Source organism: Posidoniimonas polymericola, assembly GCF_007859935.1.
In the GTDB taxonomy this organism is placed as follows: Bacteria; Planctomycetota; Planctomycetia; order Pirellulales; family Lacipirellulaceae; genus Posidoniimonas; species Posidoniimonas polymericola.
The window spans coordinates 45,785-69,606 of the sequence record NZ_SJPO01000019.1 but is presented as its reverse complement, the minus strand read 5'-3'; the positions used below and the strand labels follow the sequence as shown (position 1 = coordinate 69,606).

Sequence of the window (23,822 nt, the reverse complement as noted above, 5' to 3'; positions counted from 1 at the left end):
CACACCGCCCAAAATCCTCAAGGCGACCAAACTGCAAGTACAAACCGCTAACCAACTCAGAGGGTTAACGGCGTAAGGTGCCATGCCCACGCTCGCGTGGGCATGCCTTAACGCACCGGTAGATCAGTCGGGCCGCGTCATCAACGATCGACCGGCTGATTCGTCTGTGACTGTCAGCGGCGGGACGCTCTGCCGACAGATGGGCAGTGGGTCTACCGACCCGTCGCGCCACGCCTTGGCGCTCGACCAATGCCAATCGGTCGACCGCGAACAGTATTGGACCCGTCCCCGTTTGCCCCCCGTTTGTCCTCTCAGAGGTTTGGCAAGCGCCACATCGACACAAAGAGCACGACGTACGGATGGCGCCCCGTGGCGTGCGTCGTGGCCGTTGTGCCGTCGTGGTTTGTAAATGGCGCCGGCAACCGGCGGGAATTTGCCAGCGCGGGGCGCGTTTTAGGTTCGCCGCCTGCTTCTTGGCGACTTGGCGTCTTGGCGGTTCTGATCCCTGCCGCGCGGCCCGCTCGCGGTGGGGGACCACCGCGTCGCAATCAGGGGACTGATCCCGGCTTCTTTGTCGATAAATGCCACCCAGCGCGGTCCAATAGAGGGACAAGGCGGCGTGCTCGTTGGCGCGCTCCCGATTGCATACCCGCTAGCTGCCGACGGAAGCCGGCAGTTTGGGGGCCGCTGCGCGCTGGCGCGGCGGGACCTGCTGCCGGAGGTTGCTGGGAGGTGGCTGTAGGGAAAGGTTCGATCGGGGGTTTTGTCCCCTCCGCTCGATTATTCGGACAAAACCCTAGGCGGCAGCGAGAACCCGCCGAGACTGCTATCGCAGCGTGAAACGCCCCCGCGACCGGCACTGGCCTTCGCAAACGGAGGGACAAAACCCCGCCGGCCCGATCGCCGCCTCCCCGGGGCGCCCGGCGGCCAGATTTGCTAAGCTACGCTGACAGCCGCCCAACCATTGCGACCTCCATGAAGTTAGCGATCCTCCACTACCATTTGAATCGCGGCGGGGTTTCCCAGGCGATTCTCAACCACCTTCACGCGTTGGCGACGCTGCCCGACGGGCAGCGGCCGGACGAGGTGGCCCTGCTGTACAGCGGGCGCAAGGAAGACTGGCCCTCCTCGGTGTGGAAGCGGAGCGAGTGGGAGGGCGAGCCCCCGTTCCCGGTCCGGCTGCTAGCGGCCCAAGAGCTCGAGTACGACGACGCCATCCACTGCGACGGTCCCGGGCTCGCCGACGCGGTCGACGGGGTGCTGCGGGGCGTCGGCTTCACGCCCGACGACACGCTGCTGCACTCGCACAACTTCGCGCTCGGCAAGAACGCCTCGCTGCCGGACGCGCTGCGGCTGTTGGCGCAGCGCGGGTACCGGCAGTTGCTGCAGCTGCACGACTTTGCCGAGGACTTCCGCCCGTCCAACTACCGCCACCTGATGCGGGCGACCGGGTCGCAGAGCCCGGCCGAGCTGGCCGAGCGGCTGTACCCATCCGCGTCCGGCATGCACTACGCCACGCTCAACGGCCGCGACCACAAGATCCTGCTCGGCGCCGGGGTCGACCCGGAGCGGCTGCACCTGCTGTCCAACCCGGTGATCGAGTTCCACGGCCTGCCGCCCCGCGACGAGGCCCGCCCGCGGGTCTGCCGCCAGCTCGGCATCTCCGAGGACACGCGGCTGGTGGTCTACCCGGTGCGGGGCATCCGCCGCAAGAACGTCGGCGAGCTGCTGCTGTACAGCGCGCTGGCCGGCCCGGGCGTGTGCCACGCGCTAACGCTGGCGCCGGTCAACCCGGCGGAGCGGATCTCGTACGACGACTGGTGCGAGCTGGCCGAGGAGCTCCAGCTGCCCTGCCTGCTCGGCATCGGCGACCCGCTCTCCCGCCAGGGCCGGGACGTCGAGTTCTACGACGCACTGGCCGCCAGCGACGCCATCATCACGACCAGCGTCGCCGAGGGGTTCGGCATGGTGTTCCTCGAGGCGTGGCTGGTCGACCGCCCGCTGATCGGCCGCAACCTGGGACGCATCACGTCCGACTTCACCGAGCACGGACTTCGGCTCGGCGGTTTGACCGACCGGCTGCTGGTCCCCGGCGGCTGGATCGACCTCGACGCCGCCCGCGAAGAGGTGCTCGACCTGCACAGCTGGGCGTGCCGCGACTTTGGCGCCCCGGTCCCCGAAAACCCGACCGAGGGCTGGACCTACGGCCCGGACGTCGACTTCGCCGCCCTGCCCCGCCGGTTCCAGGCCGACGTGATCCGCCACGTGACGGCCAACCCCGAGTCCGCCCGCCAAGAAATGGAGCAGCTCAACCCCGGGCTCGCCGACCGCCTCTCAGGCGTGGCCGCCGAGGGCCAGCCGGTCGCGGAGAACGCCGCCTGCGTCCGCAAGCAGTTCTCGCCCGCCGCGGTCGGCCGAAGGCTGTCGGAGATCTACACCGCGATCTGGGCCGACGCCCCTGACAACAAAACCGGGGGCGACAGGATCGACTCGCTCCCCGACGGCGAGCACATCCTGCGGTCGTTCCTGCGGCTCGACCGCCTGTTCCCGGTGCGGCTGGAACCATGAACCAGCTCGCCGAACGGATTCAGCAACTCAGCCACCCCCTCGCCCCCCAGCCAACCGGCGTCGAGCCGGTGCTGCCCACGCTCGACGGCGTCCGCGCGGTCGTGTTCGACGTCTACGGCACGCTGCTGATCAGCGGGTCGGGCGACATCTCGCTGACGAGCGGCGCCTCGCACGGCGAGGCCGCCCGCCAGGCGATCGCGGCCTGCGGCCTCGAGCCGCCCGCCGACGGCGAGGCGATCGTCCAAGAGCTCCGCGCCGCCATCGCCCGCAGCCACGCGGCGTCGGCCAGCGAGTTCCCCGAGGTCGAGATCCGCGACATCTGGCGCGAGACGCTCGCCACCGTGCTGCCAAACACTGGGCTGCCAACGATCGACACCGGTGCGGTCGACATCGAGCGGCTGTCGGTCGAGTATGAGTGCCGCGTCAACCCAATCTGGCCGATGCCCGGACTTGAGGAGACGCTCAATGCACTGCAACAAGCCGGCGTCACGATGGGCGTCGTCAGCAACGCCCAGTTCTTCACGCCGCCGGCGTTGGCCGTGCTGGCCGGCGGAGAGTGGGACGTGCTGGGCATCGCCGATGACCTGTGTGTCTGGTCGTTCGCGCACCGCGAGGCCAAGCCGGGCCGGTTCCTGTACGAGCGGGCGACCGAATTGCTCCACCAGCGGGGAATCCGCCCCGCGGAAACGCTGTACGTCGGCAACGACATGCGGAATGACGTCGCGCCCGCGGCGGCGGTCGGCTTCCGCACCGCCCTGTTTGCCGGCGACGCCCGCTCGCTGCGGCTGCGGGAGGGCGATCCGTTGGTCGGCGACCGCCGCCCAGACGCGGTTGTAACGGACCTGCGACAGATAATGCCGATTTTGTCGCTTGCCGACCGCCCCTAGAGAAGTACATTTTGCGAGTAGACCGGCGTCTGGTCGCCCTGGCGGAGGGCAGGCTGTTCGTCATCCCGCCTGCCTGACCCACCCGCACCGCCATGCCCACCAAATCAATAACGCCCGGTCACCGGATTGGATTCATCGGGACCCGCTTCGCGGGGACCGACGGCGTCTCGCTCGAGGCCGCCAAGTGGGCCAAGGTGCTCTGGCACCACCGCCACACCAGCTTCTGGTTCGCCGGCAAGCTCGACACCGACCCGTCGGTCAGCATGCTGGTGCCGCACGCGTACTTCGGGCACCTCGATATCCAGTGGGTGAACGACCGCGTGTTCGGCGTCTCGACCCGCGACCCCGAGGTGACCCGCCGGATCTTCGCCCTGGCCGAGCACCTCAAGCGGTCGATCTACGAGTTTGTGCGGCACTTCGACATCGAGATCCTGATCGTCCAGAACGCGCTGTGCATCCCGATGAACATCCCGCTGGGCGTGGCGATCAGCACGTTCATTGCCGAGACCAACTTCCCGACCATCGCCCACCACCACGACTTCTACTGGGAGCGCGACCGCTTCGCCGTGAACGCCGCGGGCGACCTCCTGCGGATGGCGTTCCCCTGCACGATCCCGTCGATCCAGCACGTCACGATCAACTCCGAGGCGCAGCGCGCCCTGTCACACCGCCGCGGCGTGTCGAGCGTGCTGGTGCCCAACGTGCTGGATTTCGAGACCCCGCCCCCCGGGCTCGACGACTTCAACAGCGACTTCCGCGAGTCGGTCGGCCTCGCGCCGGACGACATCCTGTTCCTGCAGCCGACCCGCGTCGTGCCACGTAAGGGCATCGAGCACGCGATCTCGCTGATCAAGCAGCTCGGCAACCCCAAGTGCAAGCTGGTCATTTCCCACGAATCGGGCGACGAGGGTCACGAGTACCTTAACGCCCTGCGTGAGATGGCCGACCAGCAGGGGGTCGACCTGCGGTTCATCCCCGACCGCATCGGCGAGGAGCGCGGCGTCAACGCCAACGGCGAGAAAGTCTACCTGCTGGCCGACGCCTACCTGCACGCCGACTTCATCACCTACCCGAGCCTGTACGAGGGCTTCGGCAACGCCCTGATCGAGGCCTTCTACTACCGCAAGCCGGTGCTGGTGAACCGGTACTCGATCTTCGTGTCGGACATCGAGCCCCGCGGCTTTGAGGTGATCACGATGAACGGCTACATGACCCGCGACACGGTCGACGAGGTCCGCCGCGTGATCGACGACCGCAAGTACCGCCAGGCGATGGTCGAGAAGAACTACGAGCTCAGCAAGCGGTTCTTCAGCTACGCCGTCCTCCGCCGCAAGCTGCGGGCGCTGGTGACGAATGTCACGGGCATGGATGATCTGTAGACGGTTCTGAACAGCCGTGGTGGCGCCACTCTCCAAGCGGCTTCGAGCGAGGCCGCCAAGAGCGCAGGCATCCAACCGAGGGCAACGCCAAGAGTTCACGACGCAGTGCGTCGTGCTACTGTCGCCGGTCGCCTCGACCATCTGCCCCCGTCGCGGTGGTGAACGTGCTGAAATGCCGCGCGGCCCGCGGCGTAGCCGGGCAAGCGAACTCTTAGGCCGGCACGCGTCGCCGGGCCGGGTTCGGAGCCGGGGTCTAGAGCCACGCGGCTGTCGGGCCGCAAACGACGTGTCGTCCGTCAGCGGCCGGTAGTTCTCGGTACGCCACAGGACCCATTTCCGCGAAAATCAGGTGATTTAGGCGATTTTGGTCAGTTCTTTACAGAATTACTCCGTCAATTGGCTATCGCTGGGTAGGCGGCAGCTCTATCCCGCGTTCGCGGTAGAGGCCCCCACTTGCTGCGATCCCAAATGGGGTCGGCAGCCCCACGGCGGCGCACGACCACACGTTGGGCGTCTCCTACTTGTCTTCCTTATTGGCTCTTGAAACTTCATCTCAGATCTCAGAAGGGTAGCTTCATGCGACACACACTGACAGCCATTGCCGGCTTGCTGGCACTGACGGCGATTGGCGGCACAGCACGGGCCGAGGTCATCACGACTCTCGACGACGGCGACGATTGGACGCTGGTACGCTCCGACACCACTACCGAGAACCGCATCCTCGTAAAAAACTCGGCTGGTGAGGTCGGCACCGACCGCATTGGCGTCGCCCAGTTCAGCGGCTACGCGTTCAGCGATCCGGTGATGCAAGCTTCTGTCCGATTCGACATCGAACGCACCGCCGCAGGCAACAACTTCGATGCCCTCGAGAGCATCCAGCTGTGGGGCGTACCCGATGGTGCTACCGGCGAAGACATCGTACAGACCGACGCCTACTCGACGGTCTCCTACGTGACCGACGACCTGACCGACAACCTGGTGGACGACGCCGCGCTGGTGTTCCTGGGCCAGGTTGCCTTCCCGGTTGGCAGTTCCGGTGACGTAGTCGACTTCTTCGGCCCGGCCGTGACGGCATTTGTGCAGGCGGACTCCAACAACCTGATGACGTTCCTACTTACGGCGGTTGGCGATACCGATTCAGCCGATACTGTGCTCTTTTACAACGAAGACGCGTCCCCCATCGCTACCGAGTTCTACCCGTCGGTCATGACAAACGCCGACGCGATCGTTCCAGAGCCTACTACGTTTGCTTTGCTTGGCCTCACAGGGATGGTCGGAATCGCCCTGCGTCGCATTCGATAGTCGGACGCCATGCCATGCCTGCACCCGACAGCGGGTGTAGGCATGCTTTTTCGGCCGCAACCTTTGGTAGGTTCACCCGCCGCCGCGGGCGAGCATGAAATCTGGCCGCTGCGGAACGACTACCGGCGGCGAGTCGATCTCGGCAACCCACTAAGACGCCAGCAAAGGCAATACGCGGCGCCCAACTGCAGGCAGCGACACACGATGGTGTAGAATCACGGTTCGTGCTTCCACGCTCTCACGCTGCCACCGTCCCCCCTCCCGCCCGCGATGCTCTCCAAGACCGCTGAATACGCCCTCCGCGCCGTGGCCTGCATGGGGAACTCGCCGGACGCGCCGCTGTCGGCGGACGCGCTGGCGGGGCAGACCAAGGTGCCCCGCCGGTACCTGACGCGGGTGCTGCAGGACCTGTGCGCGTGTGGCATCGCCCGGTCGCGGCCGGGGCCCGGCGGCGGGTACGAGCTCGCCCGCCCTACCGAGACGCTGACCATGCTGGACGTAGTTAACTCGGTCGCGCCGGTCGAGCGGATTACCAAGTGCCCGCTGGGGCTCACCACGCACAAGAAGCTCTGCCCGCTGCACACCGAGCTCGACAGGACCTACGCCGCGATCGAGGCGTCGCTGGGCGGGGTGACGATCGAGCAGCTGATTGATTCGTCCGGCCCGATCGTGCCGCTGTGCGAGGTCGACTGAGGCGGAGGTTGTCCCCTGCCGCTCAGGCCGGTTGCAGCGGCTCCGCCCGCACGCCGGTTAGCAGATTCTCGATCACGTCGGCGGCCGAGTAGCTCGACTTGTCCGCGCGGAGGAACTGGTCGACGTGGGCGACGTCGGCGCCGCTGGTCACGAGCGGCAGCTCGTGCCGCCCGCCGCCGCGCCGCTGCTCCAGGCCGACGCACGCCAGCAGCCCGTTGCAGACGCACTTGCGGCCGACGGTCTCTTCCTGCCGGCCCCCCTTCTTGAGGTACGCCGGGACCGGCTCGCCGGGGCAACGCCAGCCGAGCGTGCCGTCCTCCTTGCGGTAGGCGTGCCGCAGGTAGCCGAGGTCGCACACGCGGTTGCGTTGCTCGCACAGGGCTTCGTCCGACATCGAGCCCTCAACCTGCAGCACCTTGATCGGGAACCCGGTCGGCGAGGCGAGTGGGTCGGTCACGAGGTCGGTCTCGCCGCGGCGAGACGCCTCGATCACGTCGTGGCGGATCACGTCGAGGAAGCCCGACTCGCGGCAGTAGGCGAACGCCGTGCCGACCTGCACGCCGCTGGCGCCCAGCTCGAGCGCCCGCTTTACGCCGTCGGGCGAGCCGTAGGAGCCGGCCAGCCAGAACGGCAGGCCGAGGGCGGCGATCGCCTTCAGGTCGACGGCGTCGCGCGGGCCGTAGATCGGCTCGCCGCGTTCGTTGAGCGACGCCCTGCCGCGCGGCGGCGCGTTGTGGCCACCGGCGGTTGGGCCCTCGATGACAAAGCCGTCGACCTCGCCATTCGACTTGCGGCAGAGCATCGTCGCGAGCGGCGCCGACGAGACGATCGCCAAGAACTTGGGGCGGTTCAGCCACGGGATCTGCCCGCCGCCGAAGCTCATTGGGTCGAAACGGCAGACGAACTCGTCGCCGTCCTGGGCGCCGTCGACCTGCAGCGGCAGCTCGACCGGCCGCCCATCCCGCAGGCTGTCGAGTATGCCGGGGATCAGCCGCGGGATGCCGGCGCCCATCAGCACGTAGTCGACGCCGGCCAGCATGACGCCGAACAGCGAGGCGAGCGTCGGCGTCTGGATCTTCTCGAGGTAGTTGACGCCGACGAGGCCGTCGTGGTCCTCTTTGGCGAGGAAGACCTCGACAAAGTTGCCGACCACCACTAGCTCGAGCTCGTCTTGGGACGGCTCGTGCGGCAGCACCGTGGTCCGCACGAAGGGCGCACCGTTGGCCAAGCCGCCCTCGACGTAGCAGCGGTCGAGGACTTTCCTCGCCATCGCCGGGTAGGGGAACTCCGCGAGCGCCCGGCGGACGTGGCCGCCGGGGTCACCGAGCTGCAGCCGGCGGACCATCACGGTGTCGAGCGCCGTGCCCGACACGACCCCCAGTTGCCCGGCCTCGGCGACCGCACGGGCGAGCCGCCAACTCGAAACAGCGACCCCCATGCCGCCTTGAATGATGACCGGGTCGCGGCGTTCTCGCGGTTTCATAGTCGTTCCTAAACTCGAGCTGTCACTCGCCCATGTGCCCTTCGCAAGCGGCCCACAGGCAGGGCGACTCCGGCCGGGTGTCGCATTCCATTGTGCGACTAAATCTACACTCAATTGTATAGATTGCGGGTCCGCCGACAAGCGGCCGCGCTCGCGACCCGCGGGTGGCTGTTCTGCCTGGGGACTCTCTGCGGCGCCCGGGAAAGCGAGTTTGGCGCATGTGCGTGAGGGCCCGGCCGGGCAAGCGCGGAGCGGGCGATGGCTACTCGGTGGTCGCTGCCGTCTTGCCCCATGGGGAACCGCCCTCAATCGCCAACCGCCACGCCAGCAGGAACATCCAGGCGAGGTAGGCAAACCCCAGGGCGCGCTCGACCAGGCCGTCGTAGCCGGTGCCCATATTGAAGTAGTAGACGGCGCCCGCGATCCAGAGGGCCAGCCACCACAGGTTGAGCGGTCGCCACCAGCTGTTGTGGGTCATCAGGTGGGGGATCGACAACAGCAGCAGCGCCAAGAACGCGAACCCAAACGCGTACACCAGATAGATGTGGATCTCGCCCGACTCGTGATCGCCGTCGCCGTACTCTTGGTAGAACCCCATCACGGTGACCGCGACGGCCATGATCGGCAGCGTGGCGATCGCCGCCAGCCAGTGCCAGCGCTGGGTGTGCAGGTTGTACATGCCGTACGCCAGCGCCAACAGGCCCGCCGAGAGGATGTAGAAGCCGCTGTCTTGCACCCAGTCGTACGGCCCCGCGGCGACGTCGCTGATGGTGCTGGCCACCATGTTCGCGTCGGGTGTGAGCCACGAGCCGACGAACGTCAGCACCGTCGCCGCCGCGATGCAGCCGACGGAGAACCAAGCGACCCACACCTTCGGCTGTATTTCGTCCGATTGCATTGTCTGCCTGGGCGGGGTGCGGGGTTGCTTTTAGGGGCGCCGTCGCAGGCAGGCTAGCAAAGGGGACCGCGCGGGGCAATCGATGGGGCATGAACCGTCGCCGCGAGGCGGACGCCGGGTGGCGTGTCGAGCGGCAATGGTCGCCGCGGGGCCGTCGTGGGAGTACGGGCCCGCTTTTCTGGACATTTCGTTGTGGCAATCGGCGGTTACGCGCGGTCCAATGGAGGTCAACATCAAGTCGTAGCGCGGAGCTCCTCTGCGGCGGATCCGGGCAAGTGGCGAGCGCCGCAGCGCCGTTTTGTCCGCACAGACGAGCAGAAGGGGACGAAAGTCCTCGACCAAACCGCAAGGCTGATCTGGCAGAGGCTGCTATAGCAGCGTCAAGCGGCCCTCGGGGCCGGCGATGGGCCGCGACTTCTATCCCTATCAATCGAAGTCGGAATTGGGGACAAAAGTCTGCCGCGCGGTTGTGCAAACGAGTAGGTGAGTCAGGGCCGAGAATGCTACAATCGGGGGCGTCGTTTAGCCCTTATTCCCCTTCACTCGATGACGTATGTCGGTCGTTTACATCATGCTGCCGGTCGCCCTGCTGCTGGCGGGTGTGGGCGTCGTGGCGTTCTGCTGGGCCGTCCGAGACGGGCAGCTCGACGACCTCGACAGCGAGGCCGCACGACTGCTTGAGGACGACGAAGACGCCCGCATCGGCCGTTCATAGCGGCTCGCAAAGCCGCAAGGAAAACACCCCATGCCCTGCTCCCACCTGCGTGAGCTCTACAAGCTCTGCGAGGTCAACCACCTCCGGCTCAGCGGCCCCGACCTGATCCACATCGTGTGCGACCAGTGCGGGGAGAAAGAGGTCTGCCCATCGGTTCTGACCGACGAGTACGACAAGGGCGACGCGAAAAACGACGAGCCCCAGCAGCCGTAACCTTAGCCGTAGCCGACCTCGCGATCGACCCGCTGGTTGTGCGGACTACTGGCCGTCGGCGCCGATGGTGAAGTCGATCGTGCCGTGGCCGATCTTGTCGCCGAGCTGGTCGGTGAGCGTCAGCTCGAGCACGTATTCACCGGGGTAGATCGCGCGGGGCAGCGTAATGCCGTACTGGATGTGGAAGTCGCGGCGACGCGACGCGCAGTAGTCGTTGACCACCGGCACCTCGCCCCCGTCGACGCGGGAGCCGTGCTGGTCGAGCACGCGGTAGCTCGTGGCGAGCGACGTGTGCTCGCCCTCGGCGGTGGTGACGGTCTTGAAGTTGGCGACCTCGGCATAGACCTTGACCTCCTCGCCCGGCTTGAAGCGTGCCTGCTTGAGCGGCTCGTAGGCCCCGAAACCGTAGACCTCCTTGCAGAACCGCAGGTGGCCCACGGTCAGGCTGCCGAGCTGCTCGAGGGCGGTCACGGCGTGCTGCAGGTGCAGGCCGCCGGCCGCGGCGCGGCGGCGGACCTCCGGCTGCGATTCGTTGTCGAGCAGCGTGCTGATGGTCAGCATCTGGTGCGACCAGTACTGCTGCTCGGTGGCGGTCAGCCCGGGGGCCGCGGAGGCCGCGTCGTCGGGGTTGCCGGCGGCGAGCTGCAGCAGCCGCAGGCGGACGTGCTGGTAGGCCTCGTCGATGCTCTGGGGGCGGTCGTGCAGTTCGGCTTTCAGTTGGTCGATTGACGCCTGCAGCGACTCGTCCCAGGAAGCGGGCGTCGTTGGCTCGGCGGGTGTGTTCGGCTCGGCCGCGGCGTCCGACGCCGGCGGCTGGCTGGCGCTCGCCGCGAAGCTCACCGGCTGGGCGGCGGCGGTTGAGGGGGTGGTTACTGGGTAGGGGGCCGAGCGGTGCTCGGCGGTGCCCTGCTGGTACATCGCGCCGCTGGCGGCGGTCTGCGTCAGTTCCGGGTCAAACCGCCGCGACTCGGCGCCCTGCCCCGCGGCCGGCTGCGTAGCGGCGGGCATGTAAGGGTTGTTGATGATCTGGCTGGCGGGCTGAATCACGCCGGCGGCGTTGCTGGGGGCGGCGCCGGGAAGCTGCGGCGTGGCGGGCCAGGTCGAGGGCTGCTGAGGCAGCGGGGCCGACGTGTGCGAAGCGTAGTTGGTGGTCGAGTGCTGCCCCGCAGCGGCGGGCGACTGCGACGACGTCTGCATCACGCTCGACGTTGCCGACTCGCCGGCGAGCTCCTGGCGGTACTCGAGGCCCGACTTCATCCGCTGCACGAGGCCGTCCCAGTGGGCCGGGTCGGACTTGTCCAGCTGAGCGACTAGCTGCCGCTGGGCCTCCGGGTGGGTGCGGCCGATCTCCTGCAGGTCCCCCAGCACCGAGGCAAAGGCCTCCTCGCGGGTCGGCTCGACGAGCGGCGTCGGGCCGGCGGGCGGCGCCTCGGGCGTCGGCGCGCGGCCGGCGATGTTCGGCGGGTCCAGGCGGCCTGTGGTGGCCCGCGCAACCGACTTGAGCGACGACTGGCAGCCCGCGCCCATCACAAGGCACAGGCAGACGAACGTGAGCAGGCGGGTACGGGGCATGGGAAGCAAGACCAAACAGACGCGGTTGGCTGATAGCACGGGCCGCGGATGTTAAGGCAACGTTGACCGGCGGGCAACGTCAGTTGCCGCCCAGCGCCGCAGCGAGATGCGGGCGCCAGCACCGCTGGCGAGTGGGCTCAACCGGCGCGGCGCTCGTCGGCCGCCTTGCTCAGCCGGACAATCAGCCGCTCGAGCTCGGTGCGGGCGCGGTTCGCGGTGCTGTTGTGCCCCTTGAGCGCCAGGTCGGAGTCGAGCAGCCACTGGTCGAGCTGGGCCGCGCGGCCACGGCCGATCTGCTTCAACTGCCGCTCGGCGTCGGTGAGCTTGAACCGCATGATGCCGGCCCGCTCGAGCGCGTCGCGGAGCGAGGTGCGGCGGCCGGCGGCCTCGGCCTGCTCGATCAGGCAAGCCGCCGCCGAGAACTTCCGCAGCGAGGACCCGACCTGGGCCATCAGCCCGATCGGCTGCTCGCCTGCGCGGAGCAGGCGGTCGAGCTGCTCGATGGCTCCCCGGGCGTCGCCGTCGGCGATGGCGTCGATCATGTCCCAGGTCTTGCGGGTCCGCCAGCCGCCTACGTGCGCGCGCACGAGGGCGGCGTCGATCCGTTTGGTCTCGCTGGCGAGCAGGGCCAGCTTGCTCACCTCCTGGTCCATCACGCCAAGGCTCAACGGCAGCAGGTCGAACAACGCGTCGAGGGCGCCGGCGTCGATCGACGCCTCGTGCGTGCTCTCGGCCCGCTGGGCGAGCCACTTCTTGGCCGACCGCTGGAAGGCGCCAAGCTCGGCGCCCCGGTCGGGGATCTGGCACTTGATAAGGGCGCCCTTGCCGGCGTGGGCCTTCGCCAACCGGGTGTTGCCGGGCCACTGCTTGACGTCGAGCACCAGCGTGCCGGGGTGCTTCTCCTTGGCGGCGTAGTCCTCGAGCTGGGGCCGGTAGCGGGTGACAAATGTGTCGGCGTCCTCGACCACGGCGGCCGACGCGCCGCCAAACAACGAGACGCTGGTGAGCGAATCGGAAACGTCCCGCCAGTCGCACTCGCGGCCGGCGAAGACGCTGCACGCCAGCTCGTTGTCGGCGGACAACCGCCCGCGGACCGACTGCATCACCTCGCGTTTGAGAAACGGCTCGTCGCCCGCGACCACCACCAGCGAGCCCAGCTCGCTCGCCTCGGGGGCGAGCAAGTAGTCGAGCGCGATCACCGCCGAGGAGTTTTTTGCCAAGGAACCAACCGGGCCGTGTCTTGGGCCGCCTGCTGCGGGGATCCGGGGAGAGGGGACCGCCATGGGCCCTGCGGGGCGAGTCTACCGCGCCCGCGGGCGGCTAGTGAAGCGGCCGGGCGTGGTGGATCCGGCCCGACGACTCGCTTAGACGGATCTCGACCGGCTGTGGCGTCTGGTCCACGCCGATGTTGCCGGCGGTGTCGCGGGCCTCGATCCGCACAAACAGCCGGTCCGGCAGGTGCCGCTGCAACCGCCAGGAGTACCGCCCGCTGTTGGGCAGGTTCGAGGCGATCGGCAGCCACGGCCCGCTCGGCTGGGCGGCGTACAGCAGCGAGATCGGCCGCTCGGCCAGGTTGGCGTCGCCGGCCTGCCACGCCAGGTTCAGGTGGTCGGCGAAGTAGCCATCGGGCTGCACGGCGCTGGTGATCGCGGCGGTCGGCCGAGACCGGTCGACCTCGACGTACACGTCCGGCTGGTCGCCCGCCTGCGGGGGCTGGCGTTCAAGCCCGCCGACGCTCTGCACGATGATGGCAAATCCGTACACGCCATCGGCCGGCGCCTGGACGTCCACCGGGCTGCGCTGGTCGGAGTCGATCGCGAACCTCCGCCAGGTGGCGCCGCGGTCCTCGGTGCCCCACACCTCCACCTTCGACACGCCCCAGCGTCCTACCGAGTGCAGGTCGTACTGGAGTTCGAAGCGGTCGGAGTTGACCACCAGCCGCGGCGGCCCGGTCGGAGCCCCGCCTGCGACCGGCAGTTGCTGCGGCGGCGTGCTCGACGCGTAGTGCATGGTGTTGGGAGGCCCGGTGTTTGAAGGCAGGGTGTTGGGAAGCGTCGACGGCGTCGCGGAGACCTGCGTCGGTGGGGCGTTCGCCAGCGGGCTCGCGGCGACGCTTGGCAGTGGCGTGTTGTCGGGCCGCCAGACCTGCGCAGCGGGCGCCGGCTGGGTCGGCGGCGCGGTCGGGCCGCCGAACTCGGTCGGCGGCGGTGCCGGGGCGAACGCGGTGCTGCTGGTGAAGGGGTCCGCTGGCAGGCCGGGCGCATTCGTCGCAGCGCCCATCGAAGGCCCCGCTCCACTGTAGCCGCCCGCCGTGGGGGCCGACGACCAACCTCCCCGCCCGTCGATTGTGGTCGAAGCCGCGAACGCCGGCGCCCCGCGGTACGCCTCGTACGGCGCGGTGGCCATCACGCCGGCGTTGGCTGGGTTGCCCGCCTTGTCTTTCACCGAGACACGCACCATCACGCCGCGCGTGCCAGGCGGCAGCACCGCGTTGCCGCGGAGGGTCGCCGCGCCGGCAAATCCTGGCGCAACAGTCGCCGGCACATCGACCCACGCGCCGGTAGCCGGGTGCTGGTAGGAGATCGTCGCCCCGTTGGGGTCGAGCTGCGGATCGGCGGCGTTGGCCTCGACGCTCAGCCCGCCCTCGGGCGTAAGCGTGGCCCGCGTGATCTGAACCTTGGGGAGCTGAGTGTCCACCACCACCCGCAATTCGGGCTGCATCGGACCGGCGGGCCACTTGCCGCCGGCGTTGTCGATAGTGCGGATCGCGAACCAGAACTCGCCATCGGCCGGCGCGCGGTACATGAAGGACTGCACGTCGGGCCGGGCGCGGGTGACCTCCTTCCAGTCGCCGCCGTGGTTCTCCGAGAGGTACAGCACCACCTCCCGCACCGAGCCGCGGTCCGAGCCGCCCGACCACTTATAAGGGATGACAAAAACGTCCTGCCCCCACACGACCGTTTCCCCTGCCCCCTGGGCCGCGGCGGGCCGCGGCGCGGCGAGCAGCACCGCCACGAGCGTCAGCAGACGCCAGAGTATCGGCCCGCGGCGGGTAGGGGTGGTCTTCCGGGTCATGGGGTTCTCCGGAGGACCGCGGCAGACGGGCTAGGGAATAAGGTGCGCGCGCGGCGGTCCTCCACCGGTCCTATCGGTTGCGGGCCGGGGCTGGCGGGGACCTGAGCCGAAACAGCGGAATTATTGCGATTTGGCGATCCAGGAGGGGCGGGTAAAATACCCGGGTCACGACGCTGCTAGCGGCATTTTCTGGACTACGGCCAGCGACAGCGGCATAATTGCGGGGGGTGGGCCACGCGGCGGACACTCCCCCTTGGCGACCGGCTGCGCGGCGGGCTCACCCACGGACCCGTCCAGGGAGTCTCCCACCAGGGGCGATGCGAACAACACGACCCCGGCGTTGATCCCCGATGGTCCCGCCGCGGTCCGACACGGTGCTTGATTCGATCATGGCGATTCATCCGGTGACGGAAGCGGCGCTCTTGTTTGCGGTCGTGCTTGCTGCGGCTGGCGGCCTGTTTTGGCTGATGAAAAGATTGCGCGATGTTGAGGCTGAAGACACCCCAACCGCCAGCGACATGCTCACGAACTTCAGGGAACTGCACTCCCAAGGTGGGCTAAGCGACGAGGAATACCGAACCATTAAGACGACGCTAGCGGGGCAACTCGAGGGCGGCGTGCGGGTCGAGGACCTGCCGCTCACCATGGAAGCCCTGCTGGCCGAAGCGAAGAGAGACCTGTCCCGTTCGTCTGCTGCGGGTGATGCGGGCCACGGCGCCCTGTGACGGTGGGTTCGCCTGGCGAGCCCTTGCGTTGCTAGCAAAGCGCTGTGGCGAAAGAAACTCACCCCAGCCGATGAACGGATTCGGTCAGCGATGCGTACCGAGATGCGAACACTGCTCGAAAGAGTGCGTGGACAAGGAAGCCCCGCCTGACGTGTGGTCGCGGCTCGGTAGACAAAGCTTTGGCGAACGGACGCAAGAAGCCCAACGACCCATCCCGCTAGACGGCGGAGGGGTCCCAGGCCGCGGCGTCGGACGCCCAAACAGTGTCTGCCGAGATGCGGACATCGAGCGGCACCACAGGATAAACCGCGGAGCGCGTCGGCCACACCGGCCGCGCCATACGCAGTAACGGGGAAAAGGAGTTGTTTATGCCCTCTGGACGAGAAGTAACCGGCGCCCGCCGGGGCGGAACTTCGAAGAAGAACGCGTTCTGCTCATTCTGTCGCAAGAGCTACCGCGACGTCGGGCCGCTGGTGGAAGGTCCGGGCGACGTCTACATCTGCGGCGAGTGCATCGAGCTGTGCCAGTCGATCCTGGATCAGGAGCGGAAGCGGCGCGGCGCGAGCAAGCAGCTATTCTCCAAGGTCCCCACGCCGCGTGAGATTGTCGCGGAGCTCGACCACTACGTCATCGGCCAAGAGTCCGCCAAGCGGGTTCTGGCGGTCGCCGTGCACAGCCACTACAAGCGGCTGATGGCGGCCGAGGACGAGCACGAGGTCGAGATCGACAAGTCCAACATCCTGCTGGTCGGCCCCACCGGCTGCGGCAAGACCCTGCTGGCCAAGTCGCTCGCCCGCAGCCTCAACGTGCCGTTCGCCATCGGCGACGCCACGACCCTGACCGAGGCCGGCTACGTCGGCGAGGACGTCGAGAACCTGCTGCTGAAGCTGCTGCACGCCGCCGACTTCGACGTCGAGGCCGCCCAGCGTGGCATCCTCTACATCGACGAGATCGACAAGATCGGCAAGACCAGCCAGAACGTCAGCATCACGCGGGACGTCTCGGGCGAGGGCGTTCAGCAGGCGCTGCTGAAGATGCTCGAGGGCACCACGGCCAACGTGCCCCCGCAGGGCGGCCGCAAGCACCCCGAGCAGCAGTACATCCAGATCGACACGTCGAACATCCTGTTCATCTGCGGCGGCACCTTCGCCGGCGTCGAGGACGTGGTTCGCAAACGCCTGGACAAGCGCTCGATTGGCTTCAGCCAGGACCACGCGCAGACCGATGAAATGAGTCTGACGGAAGCACTGGCCGAAGTCACCGCGGACGACCTGGTCGAATTCGGCCTGATCCCCGAGCTCGTGGGCCGGCTGCCGGTTGTCAGCTCGCTGCGGCCGCTCACCGAGGACGCCCTCGTGCAGATCCTCACCGAGCCCCGCAACGCGTTGACCAAGCAGTACCAGCACCTGTTCTCGATGGAAGAGGCCGACCTCAAGTTCACCGACGAAGCGCTCCGGGCCATCGCCCGCCGCGCCCACTCGCGTGAGACAGGCGCCCGCGGCCTGCGGTCGATCATCGAGAGCGTGATGCTCGACATCATGTTCGACCTGCCGGACCAGCCGCGCGGCAGCAACTACCTGGTCACCGACGACGTCGTCGAGGGCCGGTCGAAGCTGTTCGCCGACACCGAGCCGGCCAAGAGCGCCTAGCAGCGCACGACTGACAACCTGAGATCAAATTCCTGGGCGACGTTCAAACCCGGGGCGGGGGCGCTAGACGCTGCCGCCGCCGGGGGTTAAGTCGCCCGGAAAAACCGGGTCCGGGCGGCACGCATCATTGGGAAGCGTCGCCCGGGCCCGTTTGATTTTCAGCCGCGGCCCAGTCACCACTCAGCAGCGATACCGAGCAGCCCACGGCGGGAGCCGTGGGCTTTTGCGTTGGCTCATTGCCGACGGTCTTTTCAACACCGGCGCCAACCAGCGGCTCCCGAGTTGGCTGTGTTAGCCGTGCAGGGCTCTCAGCTCCTCGGCCATAATCTCCAGCGCCTCGCGGACGGTCTGTTCGCTCTGCGAGAACGTCAGCCGCAGGCACTGGCGGCGGTGGGGCCACTCGTTAGAGCTGCTGTCGCCTTCCGGCAGCCCGTAGAAGAAGTAGTCGCCAGGAACGACCAGCACGTCGCGCCGCTTGAGCCGCTCGTACAGCTCGCGGGAACCGATCGGTAGTTCGGGGAGCCAGAGCCACAGGAAGAACGCCCCCTCGGTCAGGTGCACGCGGTACGGGAACGCGTCGCCGAACGCCTCGGCCAGGATCTCGCGGGCCAGCTTGGCCCGCTCCTGGTAGAACGGCTTGATCACGTCGCGGCTGAGCGTGAGCGCCTCGCCGGAGTCGAGCAGCGGGCCGACGATTGCCTGGCCCGTGTTGTTGTTGGCCAGGCCCACGACGGCGGTCATCGCGGCGACTCGGCGGGCGATCTCCTCGCTCGCGATCACAACCCCGGTCCGCGTGCCGGGCAGGCCGAGCTTCGACAGGCTGTAGACCAGAATCGTGTCGTGGTCCCACGGCGGCGGGCTCGCCTGGGTGAAGATCGCGCCCGGGAAGGGCTGGCCGTAGGCGTTGTCGACAATCAGCGGGCAGCCCTCGGCCTTGGCGAGCTGGGTCAGCCGGGCCAGCTCGTGGTCGGACAGCACGTTGCCGCTGGGGTTGGTGGGCCGGCTCACGCAGACGGCGCCCGCGCCGCTGAGGTCGAGGTTCTCGAAGTCGACGTGGTACTTGAAGTCGTGCGGGCCGATCTCCTCGATCTTGGGGCGGTGCGAGCGGAACAGCCCGGGCTGGGTCCCCTGGTCGGCGTAGCCGATGTACTCGGGCGAAATCGGCAGCGCGATCGGCTGGGTAGCGTCGCCCAGCAGGGTGAACAGCTGGAAGAACGCCGCCTGGCCGCCCGCCGTGACCGCGACGTTCTGTTCGGTGATGTCCCAGCCGAGCTCACGCCGGAAGCAGTCCGCAACACTCTTGCGGAAGGCGGGGCTGCCGGCCGGCGCGTCGTAGACGCCCAACACCTGATCGACCTGGTCCGGGTCGGCGAGCAGCTCGGCGAGCCGCCGCCGCCAGACTTCCTGGGCCGCGGGGATGGCGGCGGGGGCGCCTCCCCCCAGCATCCGCATCTTGCCGGCGCCGGGGCCGGTCATGGCGTGGCCCAGGTCGTCCATCAGCTCGTAGATGCCGGTGGCGGTTGAAAGTCGATTTCCTGCTTCGGAGATCCTTAACGGCATGTCATTCGCTTTGTTACATTCACGGTTGTTAGGCCCGTCGCTCACGCGCCCTAAATCCTCTAGGGAAGATGGTAATCGCCGGGTAAGCAGCCGCCCAGGCGGGCAGGACCGCACAAGAGGACGTGTCGGTTCCGCACAGTTACGGCCCAATCGTTGCGGCCCGATCGTAGAGGCCCACGGGCCAGTCGCCCCGCTTCGGCCCCGTCACACATTGGTTTATGAGGGAGAAACTGCAATGGAAAACTTCGACATCAGTCAACACGGGATCACCGTCCAGAACGTCAAGCGGAATCTTTCGCCGGCCGTTCTGTACCAGGAGGCCCTGCGTCGCGAGCCCGATTCGGTGATCTCCGACCGTGGCGCCCTGGTCGCCTACTCGGGCGCCAAGACCGGACGGAGCCCGAAAGACAAGCGTGTCGTCGAGCAGGCCCCCTCGAAGGACCAGGTCTGGTGGGGCTCGATCAACGTGCCGATCGACCTCGACACGTTCGAGACCAACCTCGAGCGCGCCCAGGACTACCTCAACACGCGTGACTCGCTGTACGTGGTCGACGCGTTTGCCGGGTGGGACCCCACCACGCGGCTGAAGGTTCGCGTCATCTGCGAACGGCCCTACCACGCGTTGTTCATGCACACGATGCTGATCCGCCCCTCGGCCGAAGATCTGGCCGAGTTCGGCGAGCCCGATGTGGTGATCTACAACGCCGGCGCGTTCCCGGCCAACAAGCACACCCGCGGCATGACCAGCAAGACCAGCGTCGACGTGAACCTAGAGAGCCGCCAGATGGTGATCCTCGGCTCCGAGTACGCCGGCGAGATGAAGAAGGGCGTGTTCACGATGATGAACTACTTCATGCCCGCCCAGGACGTGCTGTCGATGCACTGCTCGGCCACGGCCGCCAAGGACAGCGAGCAGTCGTCGCTGCTGTTCGGCTTGTCCGGCACGGGCAAGACGACCCTGTCGGCAGACCCCAAGCGGCGGCTCATCGGCGACGACGAGCACTGCTGGAACGACGACGGCGTCTTCAACATCGAGGGTGGTTGCTACGCCAAGGCGATCGACCTGACCCCCGAGAGCGAGCCCGACATCTTCCAGGCCCTGCGGTTCGGCAGCGTGCTCGAGAACGTCGTGTACGACGAGGACACCCACCACGTCGACTTCCACGACACCTCGATCACGCAGAACACCCGTGGCGCGTACCCGATCGAGTTCATCCACAACGCGAAGATCCCGTGCGTGGCCGGGCACCCGACCGACGTGATCTTCCTGACGTGCGACGCGTTCGGCGTGCTGCCGCCGGTCAGCAAGCTGACCCCGGAGGCCGCCATGTACCACTTCATCAGCGGCTACACCGCCAAGGTGGCCGGCACCGAGGTCGGCGTCACCGAGCCCGAGGCGACCTTCTCGCCCTGCTTCGGCGGCCCGTTCCTGGTCTGGCAGCCCGGCAAGTACGCCGAGCTCCTGGCCGACAAGATGAAGAAGCACAACGCCAATGTCTGGCTGGTCAACACCGGCTGGGCCGGCGGGGCCTATGGCACGGGCAAGCGGATGAAGCTCGCCTACACCCGGGCGATCGTCGACGCCATCCACTCCGGCGTGATCAAGGACGCCCCGACCGAGATCGACCCGATCTTTGGGCTCGAGGTCGTGACCAGCGTCCCCAACGTGCCGGACGAGATCCTGGTGCCGAAGAACGCGTGGGCCAGCGAGAACTCCTACGAGAAGACCGCGGCCAAGCTCGCCGGCCTGTTCGTCGAGAACTTCAAGAAGTACGCCGGTGGCGTTGACAACGCGGTTGTCGAAGCGGGCCCGAAGGTGCCGGCGACGGTCTAGAGCCCCCGCGGCCACAAACCTAGTGCAGCATTCGCCGAGCCCCGCTTGCGGGGCTCGGTTTTTTATGCGCCGCGGCGAGCTTTCTTCTGGTGGCGGCGTCCTTTAGATTGGGCCACCGACGCCCGCCTCCTCCCCGCCCCCGGTTCCCGATGAACTCAGAAGACCCGTACATCCGGGAAGTCCCGCCGAGCAACCCATACGCCGCGCCGCTGGCGGAGGACCCCGAGCGGCCGTTCGACCCGACGCTCACCGGCCGGACGCTCAACCCGTGGGTCAGCATCTGGACGCAGCCGAGGGCGACGGTCCGGCAGATTGTCGAAACGGACCCGCGGTACATGGTGCTGCCGATTGTGCTGATGACCGGACTCTCAACCGGGCTAAGCGGGGCCGCCGACTCGGCAACCGACCCGCAGCTGCAGGCGATCAGCGGCTTCTCTGTCGGCACGACGGTGGGAGCCGTTATTGGTGGGCTGGTCTTCATGCCGCTGTTCTGGCTGTTCAATGCGTGGCTGATGAGAATCACCGCTCACTGGATTGGCGGCCGGGCCAACCTGGTCGAAACCCGCGCCGCCTACGCGTGGGGAACGACGCCTAGCCTGTTCGCCATGCCGATCACCCTGCTGGCGCTGCTGCTCGTCTTTCAAGTTGGTCCCGATCGCGTGCAAGGCCTGGTCGCCATCAGGCAAGTCACCGAAGGGGTGCTGGCAATCTGGACTTTCGTGACGTTGTGCAAGTGCCTCGGTGAGGTCAATCGGTTCTCGGCCTGGAGGGGTCTGGGGGCGATGATTCTGGCGGGGTTGCTGGTGGCTGTGCCGATGATGGTGATCGTGTTCTTGTTTGTAGTCGGCGGCGCGGCCTTCAGCATGTAGAGCTGGCTCGGTGCACGGTCCCACGGCTGGCGCCGTGGGCTGCTCGGTGGGGGCTCCGCTCAGCGGCCGGCTTCGGCAAACCGGCAATCGCCCTGGCTCCGCCCTCGGCTCGCTGCTACGATCCGCGGCCCTAGTTCTGTCCCGAACGGCCCTCACCGGACGCTAGCATGCCTCGCTTTGGTCGACCGCCGCAGCCGCTCCATGTGCCGCTGGCGTTGCGCGGGGCCGACGCGATCGCCGAGCACCGACGCCAGTTCCCCGACCAACCGCTGCAGCTCCGCTGCGCCGACCTCTCGGGGGCTATCCTGGCGGGCGCCGACCTGTCGGGGGCCGACCTCCGCGGCGCGACGCTCGACGGCGCCCGGCTCGACGGCGCCAGGCTGCACAACGCCCGACTCCGCGAGGCGTCGCTCCGCGACTGTGTGCTAACCGGCGCCAAGGGCCTGATCGCTGGCCAGCTCGCCGGGACCGACCTGACCGGCGCCGAGCTGCCTGAAAACATCTCGATCGAGCGGCTCGAAGAGGCCGCCCGCTGCGGCGACACGGCCGACTTCGCCCGGGCGATCTTCATGTGGATGGTCGGCGGGTGCGCGTTCGTGTGGCTGATGCTGATCAGCACCACGCAGCTGCAGCTGCTGACCAACGACGGTGTGGTGAGCCTGCCGGTGTTCGACGTCGACGCCCCCAGCGAGCTGTTCTTCCTGCTCGGCCCGTTCCTGGTGATCGGCGTCTACTGCTACCTGCACGTCTACCTGCAGCGAATCTGGGACGTGCTGGGCCGGCTGCCGGCCGTGTTCCCCGACGGCGAGCCGATCGACCGCAAGACGCACGGCTGGATGGTGCTCGGCCTGGTCCGCTGGCAGTGGCGCCAGCTGCGCGACCGCCCGCGGATGTTCGTCTCGCAGACGCTGCTCTCGGTGCTGCTGGCGTGGGGCCTGGGCCCGATCACGGTGTACAGCGTCTGGCGGCAGTGCGCGATCCGGCACGACATGCCCCAATCGATGGTGCAGGCGGTCGCCTGCGCGGCGATCGCGTACGTGGCGGTCGGCAGCGTGCTGGCGGCCCGAGGCGCCTTCACACTCCGCCGCAACCGGCTGGCCCACGCCGGCCAGTGGGTGATCGCGCTGATCGTGCTGCTGGGGATGCGCGAGCTGACCCACCGCACGTTCGAGGGGCGGACCGACCTCAGCTGGCTGAACGCGAAGGTGGTGCACTTCCACCCGACCGACCGCACCCCCAAGTGGGGCCGCACCAAGCGCGAGCTGCAGAACGAGTACCAGGACGGCGCGCCGTTCTACTCGCTCAATTTCCGCGGCGAACGCGACCCCGGCTTCACACCCGCCTTCGACGCCCGGCTGGTGGACCTCGGCAAGCGCTGGCGCGAGGCCTACGCCGAGTTCAGCGGGCCGCTCTTGCGCGAGGCGCGGCTCGAGGGCTGCTGCTTCAAGCACTCCGACCTCAGCTCGGCCGACCTCTCCGGCAGCCGGTGGAAGAACGCCCACCTAGAAGAGGTCGACCTCACCCAGGCCAACCTGCAGCTCGCCGACTTTGAGGCGGCGCGGTTCGCCGACGTTCACTTCATCGGCGCGTCGGCGCAGGGGGCCAACTTCACCGACGTCACCTGTCGCGGATTGGTCGCCATGGGCGCGGAGTTCCACGACGCAATCTTCCTCCGCTTCCGCATGGACGACGAGGCCCCACCGGCCGACCTGCGCAAGGCGGTGTTCGACGACGCCGTGATGAACTTCTGCGTGCTCGAGAAGGCGCGGCTGCAGGGCGCGTCGCTCCGCAAGGCGCAGCTCCACGAGGCCCGCCTGGCGCACGCCGACCTGTCGGGCGCCGACCTCCGGGGCGCCGACCTCAGCGGGGCCGACCTCCGCGGCGCGTCGCTCAAGGGCGCCAGGCTCGAGGGGGCCAACCTCGGCGGCGCCTGGTTCGGCCAGACGACCCTCGCCTACAGGCACCTGCGGTCGACGCTCACCACGCTGCTCGACGACGCCGACCTTTCGGGCGCGACCGGCCTGACCAACGAGATGATCGCCGCCGCCATGTACAACGACGCCACCCGGTGGGACAACCGCCCGCCCACCATGCAGGTCGCCCAGAACGAGCAGAAGCGGACGCCCGCCGGGTACGCCGCCCCGCGTGTGGCGCAGAACGTCGCGCCGTCGGCGGGCCCCTCGTACCGGCTGTTCGACGCGCCCGAAGTAGACGGGCACGAGCCGCCGCCCCAGGCCACCCTCGGCACGCCAAGCCTGATGGAGCAGATGACGCTCGAATCGCCGCCACCGGCTGATGAATCGGGCGAGCTGTCGTTCCCAACGACTGGACTGCCGGAGATCAAGCTATCGCCGGTGGAGGCCGCAACCGACTGGCCCAGCGAGCCTTGGCCGGAGTAAG

18 protein-coding genes are annotated in these 23,822 nt (G+C 68.0%); 12 read left to right on the top strand and 6 right to left on the bottom strand.

Annotated features, from left to right (window positions below):
* Positions 1-975 precede the first annotated feature (975 nt).
* From Pla123a_RS24280 to Pla123a_RS24260, 5 genes are all read left to right on the top strand, one after another.
* Positions 976-2,568, top strand: a complete 1,593-nt coding sequence (locus tag Pla123a_RS24280) for a glycosyltransferase family 4 protein (protein ID WP_146591933.1) — start codon at positions 976-978, stop codon at positions 2,566-2,568.
* Positions 2,565-3,455 carry an HAD family hydrolase gene (locus Pla123a_RS24275; protein ID WP_146591931.1) on the top strand — a complete coding sequence of 297 codons (891 nt, stop codon included), beginning with the start codon at positions 2,565-2,567 and terminating at the stop codon, positions 3,453-3,455. Before Pla123a_RS24280 ends, Pla123a_RS24275 begins: the two co-directional genes overlap by 4 nt.
* A 92-nt stretch (positions 3,456-3,547) precedes the next feature.
* Positions 3,548-4,834, top strand: a complete 1,287-nt coding sequence (locus Pla123a_RS24270; protein ID WP_146591929.1) for a glycosyltransferase family 4 protein — start codon at positions 3,548-3,550, stop codon at positions 4,832-4,834.
* Positions 4,835-5,410: 576 nt separating this feature from the next.
* Positions 5,411-6,136 (top strand): PEP-CTERM sorting domain-containing protein, encoded by a 726-nt coding sequence (locus Pla123a_RS24265; protein WP_197528264.1) that lies wholly within the window; start codon positions 5,411-5,413, stop codon positions 6,134-6,136.
* Positions 6,137-6,406: 270 nt separating this feature from the next.
* Complete coding sequence (locus tag Pla123a_RS24260) at positions 6,407-6,829, top strand: RrF2 family transcriptional regulator (protein WP_146591924.1); 423 nt, start codon at positions 6,407-6,409, stop codon at positions 6,827-6,829.
* Positions 6,830-6,851: 22 nt separating this feature from the next.
* On the opposite strand, the gene Pla123a_RS24255 is transcribed toward Pla123a_RS24260, so the two are convergent.
* Positions 6,852-8,312, bottom strand: coding sequence for a nitronate monooxygenase (locus tag Pla123a_RS24255; RefSeq protein ID WP_146591922.1), 1,461 nt, complete (start codon positions 8,310-8,312; stop codon positions 6,852-6,854).
* Positions 8,313-8,574: 262 nt separating this feature from the next.
* Positions 8,575-9,210, bottom strand: a complete 636-nt coding sequence (locus Pla123a_RS24250; protein ID WP_146591920.1) for a DUF998 domain-containing protein — start codon at positions 9,208-9,210, stop codon at positions 8,575-8,577.
* A gap of 553 nt (positions 9,211-9,763) precedes the next feature.
* On the opposite strand from Pla123a_RS24250, the gene ccoS reads away from it, so the two are divergent.
* Together ccoS and Pla123a_RS24240 are read left to right on the top strand one after the other, a co-directional pair.
* The gene (gene ccoS, locus Pla123a_RS24245; RefSeq protein ID WP_146591918.1) at positions 9,764-9,925 is read left to right on the top strand and encodes a cbb3-type cytochrome oxidase assembly protein CcoS; all 162 of its coding nucleotides are present in this window, start codon (positions 9,764-9,766) and stop codon (positions 9,923-9,925) included.
* Positions 9,926-9,955: 30 nt separating this feature from the next.
* Positions 9,956-10,138: a hypothetical protein gene (locus Pla123a_RS24240; RefSeq protein ID WP_146591916.1), complete on the top strand. Its 183-nt coding sequence runs from the start codon at positions 9,956-9,958 to the stop codon at positions 10,136-10,138.
* A 45-nt stretch (positions 10,139-10,183) separates the two neighbouring features.
* On the opposite strand, the gene Pla123a_RS24235 is transcribed toward Pla123a_RS24240, so the two are convergent.
* The 3 genes from Pla123a_RS24235 to Pla123a_RS24225 all read right to left on the bottom strand — a co-directional run bounded on the left by Pla123a_RS24235 (position 10,184) and on the right by Pla123a_RS24225 (position 14,785).
* On the bottom strand, positions 10,184-11,710 hold the full coding sequence (locus tag Pla123a_RS24235; protein ID WP_146591914.1) for a hypothetical protein: 1,527 nt from the start codon (positions 11,708-11,710) through the stop codon (positions 10,184-10,186).
* Positions 11,711-11,847: 137 nt separating this feature from the next.
* Positions 11,848-12,930: a DNA polymerase III subunit delta gene (gene holA, locus Pla123a_RS24230; RefSeq protein WP_197528263.1), complete on the bottom strand. Its 1,083-nt coding sequence runs from the start codon at positions 12,928-12,930 to the stop codon at positions 11,848-11,850.
* A 100-nt stretch (positions 12,931-13,030) separates the two neighbouring features.
* The gene (locus Pla123a_RS24225) at positions 13,031-14,785 is read right to left on the bottom strand and encodes a hypothetical protein (protein ID WP_146591910.1); all 1,755 of its coding nucleotides are present in this window, start codon (positions 14,783-14,785) and stop codon (positions 13,031-13,033) included.
* A 374-nt stretch (positions 14,786-15,159) separates the two neighbouring features.
* Here Pla123a_RS24225 and Pla123a_RS24220 point away from each other — a divergent pair, with 374 nt between their 5' ends.
* Both Pla123a_RS24220 and clpX read left to right on the top strand, forming a co-directional pair.
* Complete coding sequence (locus tag Pla123a_RS24220) at positions 15,160-15,510, top strand: hypothetical protein (protein WP_146591908.1); 351 nt, start codon at positions 15,160-15,162, stop codon at positions 15,508-15,510.
* A 368-nt stretch (positions 15,511-15,878) separates the two neighbouring features.
* Positions 15,879-17,159, top strand: a complete 1,281-nt coding sequence (clpX, locus tag Pla123a_RS24215) for an ATP-dependent Clp protease ATP-binding subunit ClpX (protein WP_146591906.1) — start codon at positions 15,879-15,881, stop codon at positions 17,157-17,159.
* A gap of 291 nt (positions 17,160-17,450) precedes the next feature.
* On the opposite strand, the gene Pla123a_RS24210 is transcribed toward clpX, so the two are convergent.
* The gene (locus Pla123a_RS24210) at positions 17,451-18,719 is read right to left on the bottom strand and encodes a valine--pyruvate transaminase (RefSeq protein ID WP_146591904.1); all 1,269 of its coding nucleotides are present in this window, start codon (positions 18,717-18,719) and stop codon (positions 17,451-17,453) included.
* 235 nt (positions 18,720-18,954) lie between these two features.
* Here Pla123a_RS24210 and pckA point away from each other — a divergent pair, with 235 nt between their 5' ends.
* From pckA to Pla123a_RS24195, 3 genes are all read left to right on the top strand, one after another.
* Entirely contained in the window at positions 18,955-20,553 is a 1,599-nt protein-coding gene (gene pckA, locus Pla123a_RS24205) for a phosphoenolpyruvate carboxykinase (ATP) (protein WP_146591902.1), read from the top strand.
* Between the two features lie 149 nt (positions 20,554-20,702).
* On the top strand, positions 20,703-21,422 hold the full coding sequence (locus Pla123a_RS24200; protein ID WP_146591900.1) for a Yip1 family protein: 720 nt from the start codon (positions 20,703-20,705) through the stop codon (positions 21,420-21,422).
* 167 nt (positions 21,423-21,589) lie between these two features.
* The gene (locus tag Pla123a_RS24195) at positions 21,590-23,821 is read left to right on the top strand and encodes a pentapeptide repeat-containing protein (RefSeq protein WP_146591898.1); all 2,232 of its coding nucleotides are present in this window, start codon (positions 21,590-21,592) and stop codon (positions 23,819-23,821) included.
* The last annotated feature ends 1 nt before the right edge of the window (position 23,822 follow it).